Below are 17,055 nucleotides of genomic sequence, written 5' to 3' on the forward strand. Positions count from 1 at the left end.
GTAATTAAAATGAGCTTAGAAATTAAACAACTAAAAAAAACAATGAATGAACGAGAAATATTAAAAGAAATTGACCTAATTATTCCGGAAGGTGAAATTTATGGTTTCTTAGGTGCAAATGGTGCAGGTAAAACAACGATTTTTAGACATGTTTTAGGGATTTACACCCCAGATGAAGGAACAATTAAATGGAAAGGGAACTCAATCAATAGATTTGATGCGACGAAAATAGGGTACCTTCCAGAAGAACGCGGTTTAAATCCAAAAAGAACGGTTGAACAGCAATTAGCTTTTTTTGGGAAATTGCATAATATGAATAAAAAAGACGTGGAAAAAAGTATTGAATTTTGGTTGAATTTTTTTGAAATCCAAGAAAATATAGATCGTAAAATCAGTGAGCTTTCTAAGGGAAATCAGCAAAAAATTCAATTTATTGCGTCAGTCATTCACAGTCCAGAACTGATTATACTAGACGAACCATTCTCTGGGCTAGATCCGATCAATGCTAACCAATTAAAAGATGCCATTCTTTTTTTAAAAGAAAGTGGATCGACCATCATTTTTAGCTCTCACCAAATGGCAAATGTAGAAGAAATTTGTGAAAATATTTGTATGATCAAAAAAGGAGAAGTTCTTCTGAGTGGTAATTTACAAGAAATTAAGGATAACGTGGATAAACGAAAAATTACCATTCAAGCAGATTTTGAAAGAGATGCATTAAAGAGAGAATTCGCTATTGAATCTTATCAGGAAAGTGATGGTATTGTTTCATTTTATACACAAGATAAATTTGTTGCAAAAAAAATTCAACAATTTATTTTACAGTCTGAAAATATTCAACAATTTAGAATTGAATCAATTTCCTTAAATGATATCTTTTTAGAAAGAGTAGGTGAATAATATGAAAAACATGTTAACGATCGCAATTGAAACATATAAACAAAAAGTGGAGTCAAAAGTGTTTATCATTATGCTGTTTGTATTAGCTTTTGGCACTTTTTTTGGAATGAATTATGAAGGTATTTTTAAGAGCGAAGAGCCAAAAAAAGAGAAAGTTCTCGTGGTGTCAAAAGACAAACAAGTTGTTTCTGCGTTACAAGAAGCAGGAGCAGAATTAAATGTTTCTTTTGTTAAAGGTGGTAATACGTTGGCGGAGGCTGAGAAAGATTTGAAAAACGCTGCTAGCAAAACAGTTTTGATGCTAGATAGAAATGAAGCGGGTTTGTATCAAGGCAGGATTTATTATCAAGGTGCCGCGCAGCATAATGTTTCTGAACAGTTGCAAACATTAGTAACTGCCGTGAATCAATCAATTAAATTGAATCAGTTAAATTTAGATGAAATACAACAAGAATTTTTAAATACAAGTACAATTTTACCAATGGAGTCATTGGATGGAGATCAAGATAGTTCTGGACAAACATTACTATTAGTCTATGTTGTAGGATTTATTCTTTATATGGCAGTTATGCTTTTTTCTACGATGGTTGCGCAAGATATTGCTGTAGAGAAGAGCTCAAGAGTAATGGAAATTCTATTGACGACAATCACACCAGTTCAGCATTTAGTAGGGAAAATAGTTGGTATTGGCATGGTAGGTTTAACGCAAGGTACTGCTATCGGAATCTCTGCGTATGCCTCCTATAAACTATTTGGTGACAGCACTGGGATGTTTGCGTTTTTAAACGAAGGAAAAAATGGTCAAGCAATTGTGCTAGCTGTGGTTTGTTTTATCTTAGGGTACTTGATTTATTCCGTGACAGCTGCAATTTTAGGGTCACTGGTATCTTCAGTTCAAGAAGTTCAACAACTGATGTATATTTTAATTATTCCACTGTTTATTGCTTTATTTATGGTAATTATTATGGCAACTGGAGCAGGGAGTAACCAAGTCATCACGATTTCATCCTACCTACCATTTTTATCACCTATTGTTATGTATGCAAGATATATGCTAGGTGATGCAACGATGACTATGTTCGTCATTGCTATGGGTATTAATTTAGGCGCCACTGTCATATTAGCGTTAGTCGGGAAGAGCGTCTATCAAGGCGGTGTATTCATCTATAGTGGAGATAAACTTACTACTATCTTGAAAAAAGCATTTAAATCAGGAAAGTACTATGCTCAAAATTGAGGTAAGCAATTTTGTCGCTGAAATTCCGTATAAAACGCTTGAAATGATTCAACAGGCGAATGGAGAAGAAATTATTTTTTTTGCGATATTTAAATTACTGGACAAAATAAAATCAGAACTTAAAAAGAATAATTATAGAGTTGTTTTCCTGATAAAAGGAGAAGCTTACTATAAAGATATAGCGGAAGGCAATGTATTTGTATACAAGAATGAACAAGATGAAGATCTTGATGCATCTAAGCATTACATTTTGGTATTAAAAAAAGATAATGAAAATAGGAATTCAAAGATTTTAGCTAGAATCAAAAGAAAATTGAAGCAATATAATTGTGAATTTGATGAAATTGTTGTGAGCAATTCACAGATAGATTTTTTTGGGGAACCTTTTACCGTAGAGGGTGTGTTAGCAACCAATTTAGGTTACTAACACACTTCTTTTATTAGAGAAATTTGACAGATGAGTTAGCTTTAGATTAGAATTGAATAACATAATGTAGTGTATTATTGTTCATTATAGAATGATGACATAAGTACTTGGGGGTACGATATGGTTATATTTTTAATTGCTATTCAATTTGTCTTTATATATCTTAATTATAAAATTTTGACGTCGGAGAAAGTAAGACTAACTGAGATATTACAACTAGGATGTTTGTCTATCCTAGTTGGTTGGGTTTATTCTTTAGTGGGCGCAATTCTTGGTGAAGTAGTGCTGATTTTTATGCTAATGTTATTAGCGATATTTATCGAAAGAAAAAAATATATAGAAATTATTGGAATAATGAGTTACTCATTGGTGATTTTGATGGTGAGTAATCATTGTGTGACGTTAATGAACATGCAGATTTTTGAAGGAAGGAATTTTTTTTCTGATAGTTCTTTCTTGATAATAAATCAAATTATTGGTTGCCTATTTTCAATGGTGCTTACATTAGGTATAGCAAAATTTCTGGAGTATATACGGAGTAAAATAATAATATCTGCTGAAACTAAAATACTTATTTGTGTGATTGGTATAATAACTTCTTCTATTATATATATATTACTCTTTTTTGGAATCGTTCCAAACAATCGTGTAGATTTAATAGGTTTAAATTTGTTTTTCTTAGGCATTTATTTAATCGTTTCTTTAATTACTTTTTTTATGTATGTTAGTTCAATGAGAAATAAATATGAAATTCAGCAAAAAGAAAGAGAATATTCAGCAAATCAGCGTTATATGGAGCTTATGGAAAAACAATATAAAGAAGTAAGAAAATTTCGCCATGACTATAAAAATATACTGAACTCATTAGAAGATTTTTTTGTTGATGAAGATTATGAAGGGTTGAACGATTATTATTTTAACAAAATTAAAAAGACTTCACAGACTATTGACCAAAATGATTATAAACTAGATGCTATAGGGAATATAAAAGTAAGAGAAGTAAAGAGTATTGTAGCGTCTAAATTGATTTCAGCCCAAGAAAAAGAGATTGATGCACAAGTAGAGGTGAATGAAACAATAGATTTTCTTTCCATAGACTCAGTAATTCTAGTTAGGGTACTTGGGATTTTTTTAGATAACGCGTTAGAAGAGTTAGACTATATTGGTGAAGGAGAACTCGCAGTTGCATTGTACAAGGATAAACATGCAGTTCATATTGTTATTCAAAACTCCTGTAGAAAAGATATACCTAAATTTCACATACTCAAAAAAAGAGGTTTTTCTACTAAAGGAGATGCTAGAGGCGAAGGGCTGAGTAATGTTCAAGACTTAATTGCACCATTAGGTAACGTTCGTTTAGCTACATCAATCAACGAAGAGCTATTTACTCAAAAATTAACAATAGACAACACGGAAAGGATGTGAACGTAATGTTATCTATCATCATTTGTGAAGACGACTGGAGGCAACGCCAAACAATCGAGACATATGTCAAAAATTATATCATGATGGAGAGCTTGGATATGGAGTTAGCATTTTCTACTGGCAATCCATTAGAAGTATTGGAATTTGTTAAAAGTAATCCCAAAATGACTGGACTTTATTTCTTTGATGTTGATTTACAGCATGAAATGTCAGGGTTGACTCTAGCAGCAGAAATTAGGAAATATGATGATTTGGGTAAAATCGTTTTTGTCACTACCCATGGCGAATTGTCCTATCTTACATTTACTTATAAGATTGAAGCGATGGATTATATCATAAAGGATAACAAAGACGATCTTCAGCAGAGGATTTGTGAAAGTATACAGTTAGCGCATGAACGGGTGACCAATGATCGTGGTAAGCAAAAAAACTTGTTTAAGCTAAAAGATGGAGATACCGTCCGTTCCATTGATACTGCAGATATCATTTTCTTTGAATCGTCTGCTACATCACATAAAATAATTCTTCATTTAGAAAATGGAGAAATTGAATTTTACGGCGCCTTAAAAGAGATCGAAGAACAATGCGATTCTTTTTATAGATGCCATAAATCATACTTAATAAACCGAAACCATATCAGTAAAATAATAAAAAGTGAAAGAATAGTCGAAATGAGCAATGGAGAAACTTGTTTCGTTTCTGTAAGAGCTATGAAAAACTTATGAGTTTTCAAAAGCAAAGCGGACCATCAAGGGTTTGCATTGCTTTTTTTATTTCAAATCAGTTTGACTTTTTCCCTCAAACGATGTAAATTATACAATTATTGGTAAATTCGATGAGACTCTCTATAATTATCTGGATAAGTTCCTTTTCATTGAGGTACGGCTATGTTAAAATATTATAGAAGAAAATAGGGCAATTGTGCTCTTTAAGGAGGCTTTCATCAATGGCTGTAAAAATCAAAACACCAGCAGGCACCATTGAGATTACCAATGAGGTTATTGCCACTGTAGTTGGCGGTGCTGCGACAGATATCTACGGAATCGTCGGTATGGCTAGTAAAAACCAAATCAAAGATAATTTAAATGGCATCTTACGCAAAGAAAATTATTCTAAAGGCGTGGTCGTGCGACAAGAAGAAAATGGCGTTGCGGTCGACGTATATACAATCGTAAGTTATGGAACAAAAATTTCAGAAGTATCTCGTAATGTACAAGAAAAAGTAAAATATAACCTTGAAACACTATTAGGTGTGACAGCTAATTCAGTCAACGTATTTGTGCAAGGTGTTCGTGTGTTGCCTGACTAGGTAGCCAGCTGCCAAATAGATGAACTATCATCTATTTGCAGGAATCTCAAAGGAGGATTTTTTAGGTGAATGTAACAGAAATCAGTGCAAGTCAGTTCCAAGAGATGGTTCAGGCTGGTGCGAGTCGTCTGCATGTGAATGCAGAATACGTCAACTCATTGAATGTTTTCCCTGTACCAGATGGTGATACAGGAACAAATATGAACTTATCTATGACAAGTGGAGCGAAGGCTGTAGCCGATTCTCGTTCTGAAAAAGTCGGAGAACTCACAACGATTCTTTCAAAAGGATTATTGATGGGCGCTAGAGGAAACTCTGGTGTTATCTTATCGCAATTATTCCGTGGTTTTTCTAAGCAAATCCCAGATGTTGAGACGTTGAATGCAAAAGATTTAGCAGCAGCGTTTACTCATGGTGTAGAGACTGCTTATAAGGCAGTAATGAAGCCCGTAGAAGGTACGATTCTGACTGTTTCCCGTGAAGCTGCGCGTTCTGGTGAACGTAAAGCAAAAGAAACGGATGACTGTATCGAAGTGATGGAAGCGGTCGTTAAAGGTGCGAAACGTGCTTTAGCTAAAACTCCTGACCTTTTACCTGTATTAAAAGAAGTTGGCGTAGTCGACAGTGGTGGTCAAGGTTTATTATTTATCTATGAAGGCTTTTTGGAAGCTTTATCTGGAGAATTTTTAGCAACTGAACTCTATGAGCCAAGCCCAGGTGAGATGGATGAAATGGTCAATGCTGAACATCATCGTGGTGTCAGCGGTCACGTGGCGACTGAAGATATCAAATTCGGTTACTGTACAGAAATTATGGTTCAAATCGGTGAAGGTCCAACTGTGGACAGTGATTTCGATTATGAAACATTTAGAAACTACTTAAATGAATTAGGTGATTCATTACTTGTTGTAAATGACGATGAAATCATCAAAGTACATGTGCATACAGAACATCCTGGTGAAGTGATGAATTATGGTCAAAAATTCGGTTCATTAGTGAAAATCAAAGTAGATAACATGCGTTTACAACATGAAACGTTGGTTGAACATGACGCTCAAGCAGCAGTTGCTCAAAAAGCACGTGTTCCTTATGCAGTTATTGCAATTGCGGCAGGAGAAGGTGTTCAAGAATTATTCCGTAGCCTTGGTGCAAGTTATATCATTAGCGGCGGTCAAACAATGAACCCTAGTACTGAAGACATATTGAAAGCTGTTAAAGAAGTTAACGCTGACCAAGTTATTATCTTACCTAACAACAAAAATATCTTCATGGCAGCTGATCAAGCAGCAGAAGTGGCTGATATTCCGGTAGCGGTTGTTCCTACAAAAACAATCTCTCAAGGGATGACAGCAATGCTAGCATTCAATGATCAACAAACGCTTGAAGAAAATAAAACAACCATGACGGAAATGATCGAAAGTGTAGTCAGTGGACAGGTAACAACAGCTGTACGTGACACAACGATCGATAATGTCGAAATCAAAAAAGATGACTATCTAGGAATGATCGACGGTAAAATCGTAGTTTCTGAACCAGATATGTTTAAAGCATCATTGGATACACTAAAACGCATGATCGATGAAGATACAGAAATCGTAACGATCATTGTCGGTGAGGGTGGTACAATGAAAGAAGCTGAAAAATTTGTAGAAGCACTGACTGCTGAATACGAAGATCTAGAAACAGAACTTCATGAAGGTGGACAACCGGTTTATCCATATTTATTTTCAGCTGAATAATAAATGACTTATCGAAGCCAGACACTTGTTGTTTGGCTTTTTCTATAGAAAAAGAGATCTATTGAATCTAGCTAAGGAAAAGAGAGAATAATTTCGTATTTTATGGTGAAAGGAGGAAAATGAGTGAACATATCGGATGATATCGGTGTCTTGACTGGCGTTGGTCCAAAACGTGCAGAAAATTTAAAAGAATTAGGCATTCAAACGATCGAAGATTTGTTATCCTATTACCCTTTTCGATATGATGATATCCAAGAAAAGGAATTAAATGAAATCCAAGATCAAGAAAAAGTTACCTTAAAAGGGCTAGTTGTATCGGAACCAGTTGTGAGCCGTTATGGCTATAAGAAAAGCCGAATGATGTTTCGGATGATGCAAGACCATGCTGTAATCAATGTTTCCTTCTTTAATCAGCCTTATTTAAAAGACAAAATCATTATGTCCGAAGAAATCGCAGTTTATGGAAAATGGGATGCTAAAAGAAAGTCATTGAATGGGATGAAAATCTTAGCGGCAAAAAACGACGGAGAAGATTTCGCTCCGATTTATCATGTAAATAAAAAAGTTCGACAAAGTAGTTTGATCCAGCTCATTCGCACTGGATTTGAAAAATATGGTGAGTTGATTTCAGAGATTTTACCAGGAGAGCTACTAGAGAAATATCGTTTGATGCCAAGAAAAGAAGCGATGTTTGCGATGCATTTTCCGAGTAATCCAGAAGAAAGTCATCAAGCAAAGCGACGGGTCGTATTTGAAGAGTTCTTTTTATTTCAATTGAAAATGCAAGGGTTGAAGCGACAAGAAAAAGCAGAAAAAAATGGATTGAACATTCAGTATGATGTGGAGCGTTTAAAATCATTTACCCAGAAATTACCTTTTGAACTGACTGCAGCTCAAAAAAAAGTAACGAACGAAATTTGTAGGGATTTAATGAGCTCGAATCATATGCAGCGCTTATTACAGGGCGATGTTGGGAGTGGAAAAACAGTTGTTGCGGCAATTGCTCTTTACGCAACGATGACAGCTGGCTTTCAGGGCGCTTTAATGGTACCGACAGAGATTTTGGCCCAACAGCATATGGAAAGTCTTCAGCAATTATATGATCCCTTAGAAGTTCGCACAGCACTATTAACTGGATCGACTAAAACAAAAGAACGTCGAGTGATTCTTGAACAACTAGCGAACGGTGAAATAGATATCATTATTGGTACGCACGCCTTGATTCAAGAGGATGTCTTATTTCATCGATTAGGTTTAGTGATAACGGATGAACAACATCGATTTGGTGTGAATCAACGCCGAATATTAAGAGAAAAAGGCCTGAAACCTGATGTATTGTTCATGACTGCGACACCAATTCCAAGAACCCTAGCAATCACGGCTTTTGGTGAGATGGATGTCTCGATCATTGATGAAATGCCAGCTGGACGTATTCCGATAGAAACCCGTTGGATTCGTCCACCTCAATTAGATACTGTTTTAGAGTGGATGGAAAAAGAATTAGCGCGTGGGCATCAGGCATATGTGATTTGTCCGCTGATCGAAGAATCTGAAGCGTTGGATGTTAAAAATGCTACAGAGATATTTGAACATATGTCGGCTTATTTTAATCCAACTTATCAGGTCGGTTTGCTTCATGGGAAAATGAAAAATCAGGAAAAAGAAGAGATTATGCAGGAGTTCAAAGAAAATAACTTACAGTTGCTAGTTTCTACTACAGTGATCGAAGTCGGGGTCAATGTTCCGAATGCGACGGTCATGCTGATTATGGATGCTGATCGTTTTGGACTAGCACAATTACACCAACTTCGCGGTCGTGTCGGCCGAGGTTCAGAAGCTTCTTATTGTATTTTAGTTGCTAACCCAAAAAATGAGATGGGTGTTGAGCGAATGAAAATCATGACAGAAACGAATAATGGTTTTGTGCTGAGTGAAAAGGATTTGGAATTGCGAGGACCGGGTGAAGTGTTCGGCGCTAGACAATCAGGTGTTCCGCAATTTGCCGTTGGCGATATCGTGACCGATTTCAACATCCTTGAAGTGGCACGGCAAGAAGCTAGTGTTATTTGGAAAAAAGAGCAATGGTGGGTTTTACCGGAATATCGCGGTGTTGCTGATAAAATTAAGCCAAATGATGATGAGCAGCAGTTTTTTGATTGAAAAATGATTGAGAAATATGTTCCGCTTTTCCTGATCTAGCTACACGAGTCCGCTCTTTCGGCAAATAGATAAATCTTTGGAAAGATAAAGAACATCTTTCAAAAAATTTCCTAATTACCTTGACACACAACGAATAAAAATGAGTTTATGTAGAGAGGTACCTACTTGGTTGCTCAAGAGCGAAACGACTCGTTCCGCTTTTCGATATGATCTAGCTACACAAAGCAACTCCCAAGGAAAATAGATAATCTGACTGTGAAACTAAAAGCGTTTCCTAGTCATATTCCTAATTTTCATGAGAGTTAAACGCTTTGTTCCGCTTTTCGATATGTTATACTATTTATTGTAATTTACCTAGGAGGGACTATGTTATGAAGATTGCCGTTGATGCAATGGGTGGCGATCATGCGCCCCAAGCAATTGTTGAAGGTGTGATGTTAGCCAAACAGGATTTTCCAGAGATTGAGTTTTTACTTTATGGAAAAGAAGATGAAATTAAAAAATATGTAACAGATGAAACGAATATTACGATTATCCATACGGATGAAAAAATCAATAGTGACGATGAACCAGTAAAAGCGATTCGTCGCAAGAAAACAGCTTCGATGGTGTTAGCTGCACAAGCCGTAAAAAATGGCGAAGCGGATGCGATTTTTTCTGCAGGTAACACAGGTGCGTTACTAGCTGCTGGGTTATTTATTGTGGGACGAATCAAAAATGTTGAACGCCCGGGTTTGATGTCGACTTTGCCAGTGATCGGTCAACCAGATGGTGGATTTGATATGTTAGATTTAGGTGCAAATGCGGATAATAAACCAGAGCATCTTGTTCAATATGCTGTGTTAGGCTCTTTTTATGCTAAAAAAGTCAGAAATATCACGAAACCTCGTGTCGCTCTTTTAAATAATGGTGCGGAAGAAACCAAGGGCAGTGAGCTGACTAAAAAAGCGTTTGAATTACTTTCAGAAGAAGAGGGAATTCATTTTATTGGGAATGTAGAAGCGCGTGATTTACTAAGCGGAGCAGCCGATGTTGTTGTGACAGATGGCTTTACAGGAAATGCTGTGTTAAAGTCAATTGAAGGAACAGCTTTAAACATGATGGGACTTTTAAAGTCATCGATTCTGGCAGAAGGATTCAAAGGCAAGATGGGGGCATTACTTTTAAAGAACGCCTTGCGAGGTATGAAAGACGAAATGGATTACTCTAAACATGGCGGAGCGGTTCTCTTTGGCTTAAAAGCACCAGTCATCAAAACACATGGATCAACAGGACCTGAGGCTGTACGCTATACGATTCGTCAAATCCATACAATGCTGAAGACCGAAGTTGTACCTCAGCTTGTCAGCTATTATGAAACAAAAGAATAAATATGTCCGCAACCTGTTTGCAACCCTGTTGTAATAGTTTTGCAAAAAAAGATGGACAAATCGATCAATTGTGAGTACAATGTATCATAGCGTTTAACTCAATCGTGAGGAACGCTTTTCAAAAGCAGTGGAGGTGAATACAGTTGACTCGTGAAGAAGTACTTGAAAAAGTAGCGAAGATTATCTCAAACCACTTTGATATTGAAGCTGAGAAAGTGACAGATCAATTAAACATTAAAGATGACTTGAATGCAGATTCAATTAGTGTAATGGAATTTGTTTTAGAGCTGGAAGATGAGTTTGGTACAGAAATTTCTGATGAAGACGCAGAGCAAATTGAAACAGTTGGTGCCGCTGTTGATTATATTATGAATAACTTATAATTTGAAATGAAAAAAAGTGGAACAAAACAAATCCTGTTTTGTTCCGCTTTTTTGTCTATTTGGGCAAATTTACATTACCAAAATGTTGCAATTTTTACAAATTTTATATACAATTGCCTAAATATGATTACAATGAGAATATGAATTGTTTGAAACGATTACAATGAGGAGACGAAGAATAATTATTAAAAAAAGAGGTTTTTTTAATAAGTTTTTTATTGTAATGAGTTATTTATCTGAGCATGGAGGAGTGTATTAAAGTGAGTGATGGTAATCAATTGTTAGACGTTCAGCATCTACATACCGGGTTTCGTATTAAAGATGAATACTATGATGCTGTTGATGATGTGTCATTTGAATTAGGAAAAAATGAAATTTTAGCGATCGTTGGTGAATCTGGTTGTGGTAAAAGTACGTTGGCTACAACAATTATCGGTCTACACGATGCAAATAATACTCGTGTAACTGGAGAAATTCTTTATAAGGATTTAAACTTAACGACATTTAACGAACAACTTTATAATAAAATTCGAGGCAATGATATTGGGATGATTTTCCAAGATCCCTTATCAGCATTGAATCCTTTGATGCGCATCGAAGATCAGATCAAGGAAAGTTTGACGTATCATACGGATATGAATGCAGAGCAAAAACAAGCACGAGTAATCGAGTTATTGACACAAGTGGGAATTCCAAATCCTGAACGTGTTGGAAAGCAGTATCCACATGAATTATCTGGAGGAATGCGTCAACGTGTGATCATTGCGATCGCTATTGCATGTAAACCAGCAATTATTATTGCGGATGAACCGACAACTGCATTGGACGTGACGATTCAAGCGCAAATTTTAGATTTACTCAAGGATTTACAAGAAGAAACGGGTTCGGGAATTATTTTGATCACACATGATTTAGGTGTGGTAGCTGAAATGGCGGATAAGGTGGCTGTGATGTATGCTGGACAATTCGTTGAAGTTGCAACTGCAGAAGAGTTGTTTAATAATCCAAAACATCCATACGCTCGTTCTTTACTCCAGTCGATCCCGCAAGAAAACTCAGATGACAGTCAGTTGCACGTTATAGAAGGTGTGGTTCCTTCATTAAGCAAATTACCGAGAGAAGGGTGTCGTTTTGCGCCGAGAATTCCTTGGATTCCAGAGGATGCTCATGAAGCAGAACCAACTTTGCATGAGGTGTCAGAAGGACATTTTGTTCGTTGTACGTGTTATCAGCATTTCCATTTTAGAGACGATCAGGAGGAAGTATAATGGCAGAAATTATTCAAATAAAAGACTTGAAAGTTCATTATCCTATCCGTAGTGGTTTCTTTAACAGAGTGACTGATCATGTGCTGGCAGTTGATGGTGTTGATTTTATTATCGAAAAAGGGAAGACTTATGGGTTAGTTGGTGAATCAGGTTCTGGAAAATCAACTACAGGAAAAGCGATTATTGGTTTAGAAAAGGTAACGAGCGGCAGTATTTTATATCAGGATCAAGATGTGACGAAAGCACATAATCGTAAAGCCATGAAATACAATAAAGATGTTCAAATGATTTTTCAAGATTCAATGTCTAGTTTAAATCCTAAAAAACGGGTATTGGATATTATTGCAGAACCAATCCGTAATTTTGAACGATTGAGTGATCAAGAAGAAAAGAAAAAAGTCAAAGGGCTCCTAGACATCGTTGGGATGCCGGAAGATGCGTTGTATAAATATCCTCATGAATTCTCAGGTGGGCAGCGCCAGCGTTTAGGTGTAGCCAGAGCGGTTGCGACCAATCCAAAGCTGATTATTGCAGATGAACCAGTTTCTGCGTTGGATTTATCGGTTCAAGCTCAAGTGCTGAATTTTATGAAAAATATTCAAGAAGAGTATGGCTTGAGTTATTTGTTTATTTCACATGATCTAGGTGTTGTAAAACATATGTGTGATAACATTGCGATTATGTATAAAGGACGATTTGTAGAAATCGGAACTCGTCAAGACATTTATACGAATCCGAAACATATTTACACTAAACGCTTATTATCAGCAATTCCTAAAATCGATGTAGCGCATCGTGAAGAACACAAAGCGCAACGTCGTCAAGTGGAAAAAGAATATATTGAGCATCAAAAAGATTATTACGATCAAAATGGCCGGGTGTATGATTTACGTACAATCAGCGATACACATCAAGTAGCGTTAAAAGATGGAGGTGCAATCTAATGTGGAAGACGATTTTACGACGTGTACTCTTTATGATCCCTCAAATCTTGATTTTAAGCGTATTGATTTTCATGTTGGCTAAAATGATGCCAGGTGATCCGTTTACTGGGCTGATCAATCCAAATACAGATCCAGCCGTGATTGAAAAAATGCGTGAATCAGCAGGGCTGAATGATCCGTGGACAACGCAATATGTGCGTTGGATCGTTAATGTTTTCCATGGCGATTTTGGTGAGAGTTTTATTTTTAAATTACCTGTTTCAACCTTGATCGGCAGTCGCGCGATCAATACGATTCTCTTGTCATTAGTAACGGTTGTGATCATGTACGCCATTGCTTTACCGTTAGGTGTTTTGTCAGGTCGTTACCAAAATTCTATTTTAGATAAATTTGTCGTAATTTATAACTTTTTCAGTTTCGCGGTACCGCCATTTATTTTTGCATTGGTTATGCTATTTATTTTCGGGTATCGTTTAGATTGGTTTCCAACGACAGGTTCAATCTCCAGTGGTGTTGAGCCGGGAACAGGTGCTTATATCTGGGATCGATTCTATCATTTGATTTTACCTGCGCTTTCTCAAGCCTTACTTGGAACGGCGATCACGATCCAGTATTTGCGTAATGAAGTCATTGATTCTCAATCGCTAGACTATGTTCGGACTGCTCGTTCAAAAGGGGTACCGACAAATAAAGTCTATACAAGACATATTTTCAGAAATGCTTCTTTACCAATCGTTTCTCAACTTAGTTATGAAATCACCGCTTTGATCAGTGGTTCGGTAGTTATCGAAAAAATCTTTGGCTATCCGGGGATTGGGAAATTATTTATCGACTCGATCGGACAACGTGATTATGCAGTAATCACGGCCTTAGTATTGATTTTAGGAGTTGCAACGCTCGTCGGAAATCTGATTTCAGATATCGTCATGAGTCTTGTAGATCCGCGGATTCGGGTTCAATAGAAAATCAATTTTAAGGAGAGGAAGAGACGAGATGGATAAAAATAAAGAAACTGCAGCAGTTGCTGTACCAGAAACGATCCCACCGATGGGATTTCGAATGATCGCAAGAGAATTCAAAAAAGATAAATTAGCGATTTTCTCACTTGTACTGTTAGTAGCCATTTTATTGGTTGTTTTTATCGGTGCTTTATTGACCGATCAAGACAAAGTAATGACAGTCAGTATTTTAGATAAATATGCCGAACCTGGTGGGAACTTTATACTAGGAGCCGACGAAGGTGGACGGGATGTGCTAGGGCAATTGATCATTGGTGCCCGCAATTCTGTTGTGATCGGTTTTGCAATTACGATCCTGACATCGATCATCGGTGTAGGTATCGGTATTATTTCAGGTTATTATGGTGGAATGTTTGATAATGCGGTGATGCGTGTTGTTGATTTTATCATGATCTTACCGATTATGATGATCATCATTGTATTTGTTACGATCATTCCCAATTATAATGTTTGGTCTTTTGTTTGGATCATGAGTGCGTTTTACTGGGTCGCAAAGGCGCGGCTATTCAGAAGTAAAACACTATCGGAAGTTCGAAGAGATTATGTGAGTGCTTCAAAAACCTTAGGAACAAGTGACTTTAAAATCATGTTTCGAGAAATCATGCCCAATCTGAGTTCATTGATCATCACGAACTTAACAATCAACTTTGCGGCAAATATCGGGATCGAAACAACACTAACGTTCTTAGGTTTTGGTTTGCCGACAAATGTACCGAGTCTTGGAACATTGATCGGATATGCCAGCAATGGTGACGTTTTAGCGAACAAAACATGGATCTGGGTACCTGCATCAGTACTAATTTTAGTAATGATGTTATGTATAAATTATATTGGCCAAGCGTTTAAGCGTTCAGCAGATGCTAGACAACGTTTAGGTTAAGAAGAGGAGGAAGTAGTGTGAAAAGCAAAAAACTTTTGGGTTTAGTTACATTAACAGCAGTGGTGGCTGTAACATTAGCTGCATGTGGAGGCAAGAAGTCAGGTTCCGATAATAAGAGTGTGGAAACTGAAGATATCAGTAAATTTACAATGACGGTCAAAAATGATAAAGAAGCAATCAAAGGCGGGACTTTGGAAGTTGCAGTTGCATCAGATACTCAGTTTAAAGGATTATTTTCAGAAGTCTATTACCAAGATGCGTATGATAATTATTATATGCGTCCATCTCATGAAGGATTATTCTCGTATGATGAAGACTTCGTGATTACAGATGACGGGGTTGCTAAATTAGATTTAGACGTTGACAATAAAAAAGCAACGATCACATTGAAAAAAGATGTTAAGTGGTCAGATGGAAAACCTGTAACAGCTGATGATCTGGTTTACCCGTATGAAGTAATTGGGAATAAAGAATATACAGGGATTCGTTATGATGATGACTTTATGAACGTTGTGGGTATGGATGAATACCATGATGGAAAAGCAGATACTATTTCTGGTATTAAAAAAGTAGATGATCAAACGATCGAAATAACATATAAAGAAATGAATCCAGGCATGTTACAGTTAAGTGGTGGTGTTTATCAATACGCAATGCCAAAACATGTCTTTAAAGATATTCCAATCAAAGACCAAGAAAAAAGTGACGCAGTCCGCAAAAATCCTATAACATTTGGACCTTATTACATGAGTAAGATCGTAACAGGAGAGTCAGTGGAATACTTACCAAATGAGCACTACTATCAAGGCAAACCTAAACTAGATAAAATCGTATTTACAAACGTACCGACAGCATCAATCGTTGAAGCTGTAAAAGCGAAAAAATATGATATGGTTTACTCAATGCCGACAGATAACTATCCAACATACAAAGATTCAGAAGGGTACCAAATGCTAGGACGTGAAGAATTAGCATACACATATATTGGTTTCAAACTTGGTACTTTTGACAAAGAAAAAGGCGAATCTGTTATGAATCCAGATGCCAAAATGGCAGATGTGAAATTGCGTCAAGCAATGGGCTACGCAATGGATAATGACGCAATAGGTCAAAAATTCTACAATGGCTTGCGCACTGGAGCAACTACACTGATTCCACCAATCTTCAAAACGTTACATGATACAGAGGTAAAAGGTTACCAATACGATCTAGATAAAGCGAAGAAAATCTTGGATGATGCAGGTTATAAAGATACAGATGGTGATGGACTAAGAGAAAATCCTAAAGGTGAAAAATTACAAATCAACTTTGCTTCAATGGCAGGTGGCGAAACAGCTCAGCCATTAGCAGATTACTATCTACAACAATGGAAAGAAATTGGTTTAGATGTGAAATTGGCAACTGGCCGTTTAATCGATTTCCAAGCATTCTATGATAAAATTAAAAATGATGATCCAGAAGTCGATGTTTTCCAAGCTGCTTGGGGTGTCAACAGTGCACCATCACCAGCTGGTTTATATGGACGTAATGCAGCATTCAACTACTCTCGTTTTGTTTCAGAAGAAAATGACAAACTGTTGAAAGCAATCGATTCGAAAGCTTCATTTGACGATACAAAACGTAAAGAAGCATACGATGCATGGCAAAAATACATGTTCGAAGAGGCACCAGTTATTCCAACATTGTATCGTAATGAAATCATGCCTATTAATGATCGAGTAAAATCATTTACTTGGAACTATGAAGATACTAGAGATTATTATGGTATTGAATTAACAGCTGAAAAACGTTAGTCTGTTGCAATAAAAGAAGACGATAATTTAGACACTTCCAATATTTCTTGGAGGTGTCTTTTTGATGTTGATACGTATCGAAAAATGTTACTACGCTCATTGTCTTATGAGCTAGAAAATGGTAAACTTAATGTAAAATAAATATTTGCATCAATTCAAATAGAAAAACTAATCTATACCTATTTAAATGTTTGAATAAAA

15 protein-coding genes are annotated in these 17,055 nt (G+C 36.5%); all 15 read left to right on the forward strand.

The window, feature by feature from the left end:
* Window positions 1–9 precede the first annotated feature (9 nt).
* The 15 genes from IGL98_RS00915 (at window position 10) to IGL98_RS00985 (ending at window position 16,854) form a co-directional block, all read left to right on the forward strand.
* Complete coding sequence (locus IGL98_RS00915) at window positions 10–900, forward strand: ABC transporter ATP-binding protein (RefSeq protein ID WP_206911874.1); 891 nt, start codon at window positions 10–12, stop codon at window positions 898–900.
* Window position 901: 1 nt separating this feature from the next.
* Window positions 902–2,137, forward strand: coding sequence for an ABC transporter permease (locus tag IGL98_RS00920; protein WP_242590145.1), 1,236 nt, complete (start codon window positions 902–904; stop codon window positions 2,135–2,137).
* Window positions 2,124–2,564 (forward strand): hypothetical protein, encoded by a 441-nt coding sequence (locus IGL98_RS00925; RefSeq protein WP_206844012.1) that lies wholly within the window; start codon window positions 2,124–2,126, stop codon window positions 2,562–2,564. The genes IGL98_RS00920 and IGL98_RS00925 overlap by 14 nt, the downstream gene beginning before the upstream one ends.
* A gap of 120 nt (window positions 2,565–2,684) precedes the next feature.
* Window positions 2,685–3,989, forward strand: a complete 1,305-nt coding sequence (locus tag IGL98_RS00930) for a sensor histidine kinase (RefSeq protein ID WP_206911872.1) — start codon at window positions 2,685–2,687, stop codon at window positions 3,987–3,989.
* Between the two features lie 5 nt (window positions 3,990–3,994).
* Window positions 3,995–4,714, forward strand: a complete 720-nt coding sequence (locus tag IGL98_RS00935; protein WP_206844014.1) for a LytR/AlgR family response regulator transcription factor — start codon at window positions 3,995–3,997, stop codon at window positions 4,712–4,714.
* Window positions 4,715–4,935: 221 nt separating this feature from the next.
* The gene (locus IGL98_RS00940) at window positions 4,936–5,298 is read left to right on the forward strand and encodes an Asp23/Gls24 family envelope stress response protein (protein ID WP_010761897.1); all 363 of its coding nucleotides are present in this window, start codon (window positions 4,936–4,938) and stop codon (window positions 5,296–5,298) included.
* A 65-nt stretch (window positions 5,299–5,363) separates the two neighbouring features.
* Window positions 5,364–7,037 carry a DAK2 domain-containing protein gene (locus IGL98_RS00945; RefSeq protein WP_069646914.1) on the forward strand — a complete coding sequence of 558 codons (1,674 nt, stop codon included), beginning with the start codon at window positions 5,364–5,366 and terminating at the stop codon, window positions 7,035–7,037.
* Window positions 7,038–7,160: 123 nt separating this feature from the next.
* Window positions 7,161–9,197: an ATP-dependent DNA helicase RecG gene (gene recG, locus IGL98_RS00950; RefSeq protein ID WP_206911871.1), complete on the forward strand. Its 2,037-nt coding sequence runs from the start codon at window positions 7,161–7,163 to the stop codon at window positions 9,195–9,197.
* A 371-nt stretch (window positions 9,198–9,568) separates the two neighbouring features.
* A complete protein-coding gene (gene plsX, locus IGL98_RS00955) occupies window positions 9,569–10,567 on the forward strand; it encodes a phosphate acyltransferase PlsX (protein ID WP_206911870.1) in 999 nt (332 codons plus the stop codon).
* A gap of 143 nt (window positions 10,568–10,710) precedes the next feature.
* The gene (gene acpP, locus IGL98_RS00960) at window positions 10,711–10,950 is read left to right on the forward strand and encodes an acyl carrier protein (RefSeq protein ID WP_010761893.1); all 240 of its coding nucleotides are present in this window, start codon (window positions 10,711–10,713) and stop codon (window positions 10,948–10,950) included.
* A gap of 242 nt (window positions 10,951–11,192) precedes the next feature.
* The gene (locus IGL98_RS00965; protein WP_206911869.1) at window positions 11,193–12,218 is read left to right on the forward strand and encodes an ABC transporter ATP-binding protein; all 1,026 of its coding nucleotides are present in this window, start codon (window positions 11,193–11,195) and stop codon (window positions 12,216–12,218) included.
* The gene (locus IGL98_RS00970; RefSeq protein ID WP_206844022.1) at window positions 12,218–13,162 is read left to right on the forward strand and encodes an ABC transporter ATP-binding protein; all 945 of its coding nucleotides are present in this window, start codon (window positions 12,218–12,220) and stop codon (window positions 13,160–13,162) included. Before IGL98_RS00965 ends, IGL98_RS00970 begins: the two co-directional genes overlap by 1 nt.
* Window positions 13,162–14,124, forward strand: coding sequence for an oligopeptide ABC transporter permease (gene opp4B / locus IGL98_RS00975; RefSeq protein ID WP_010761890.1), 963 nt, complete (start codon window positions 13,162–13,164; stop codon window positions 14,122–14,124). The genes IGL98_RS00970 and opp4B overlap by 1 nt, the downstream gene beginning before the upstream one ends.
* Before the next feature lie 31 nt (window positions 14,125–14,155).
* The gene (locus tag IGL98_RS00980) at window positions 14,156–15,061 is read left to right on the forward strand and encodes an ABC transporter permease (RefSeq protein ID WP_206844023.1); all 906 of its coding nucleotides are present in this window, start codon (window positions 14,156–14,158) and stop codon (window positions 15,059–15,061) included.
* A gap of 17 nt (window positions 15,062–15,078) precedes the next feature.
* Complete coding sequence (locus IGL98_RS00985; RefSeq protein WP_206911868.1) at window positions 15,079–16,854, forward strand: ABC transporter substrate-binding protein; 1,776 nt, start codon at window positions 15,079–15,081, stop codon at window positions 16,852–16,854.
* The last annotated feature ends 201 nt before the right edge of the window (window positions 16,855–17,055 follow it).

This window comes from Enterococcus sp. DIV0840 (genome assembly GCF_050527835.1).
GTDB classification, from domain to species: Bacteria; Bacillota; Bacilli; order Lactobacillales; family Enterococcaceae; genus Enterococcus_L; species Enterococcus_L ureasiticus.

Excerpts from the sequence above, each read along its gene's own strand:
- IGL98_RS00965 (WP_206911869.1), top strand. The coding sequence starts at position 11,193 with ATGGAGGAGTGTATTAAAGTGAGTGATGGTAATCAATTGTTAGACGTT.
- IGL98_RS00930 (WP_206911872.1), top strand. The coding sequence starts at position 2,685 with ATGGTTATATTTTTAATTGCTATTCAATTTGTCTTTATATATCTTAAT.
- IGL98_RS00920 (WP_242590145.1), top strand. The coding sequence starts at position 902 with ATGAAAAACATGTTAACGATCGCAATTGAAACATATAAACAAAAAGTG.
- IGL98_RS00940 (WP_010761897.1), top strand. The coding sequence starts at position 4,936 with ATGGCTGTAAAAATCAAAACACCAGCAGGCACCATTGAGATTACCAAT.
- IGL98_RS00970 (WP_206844022.1), top strand. The coding sequence starts at position 12,218 with ATGGCAGAAATTATTCAAATAAAAGACTTGAAAGTTCATTATCCTATC.
- IGL98_RS00980 (WP_206844023.1), top strand. The coding sequence starts at position 14,156 with ATGGATAAAAATAAAGAAACTGCAGCAGTTGCTGTACCAGAAACGATC.
- opp4B (WP_010761890.1), top strand. The coding sequence starts at position 13,162 with ATGTGGAAGACGATTTTACGACGTGTACTCTTTATGATCCCTCAAATC.
- IGL98_RS00935 (WP_206844014.1), top strand. The coding sequence starts at position 3,995 with ATGTTATCTATCATCATTTGTGAAGACGACTGGAGGCAACGCCAAACA.
- plsX (WP_206911870.1), top strand. The coding sequence starts at position 9,569 with ATGAAGATTGCCGTTGATGCAATGGGTGGCGATCATGCGCCCCAAGCA.
- IGL98_RS00915 (WP_206911874.1), top strand. The coding sequence starts at position 10 with ATGAGCTTAGAAATTAAACAACTAAAAAAAACAATGAATGAACGAGAA.
- IGL98_RS00925 (WP_206844012.1), top strand. The coding sequence starts at position 2,124 with ATGCTCAAAATTGAGGTAAGCAATTTTGTCGCTGAAATTCCGTATAAA.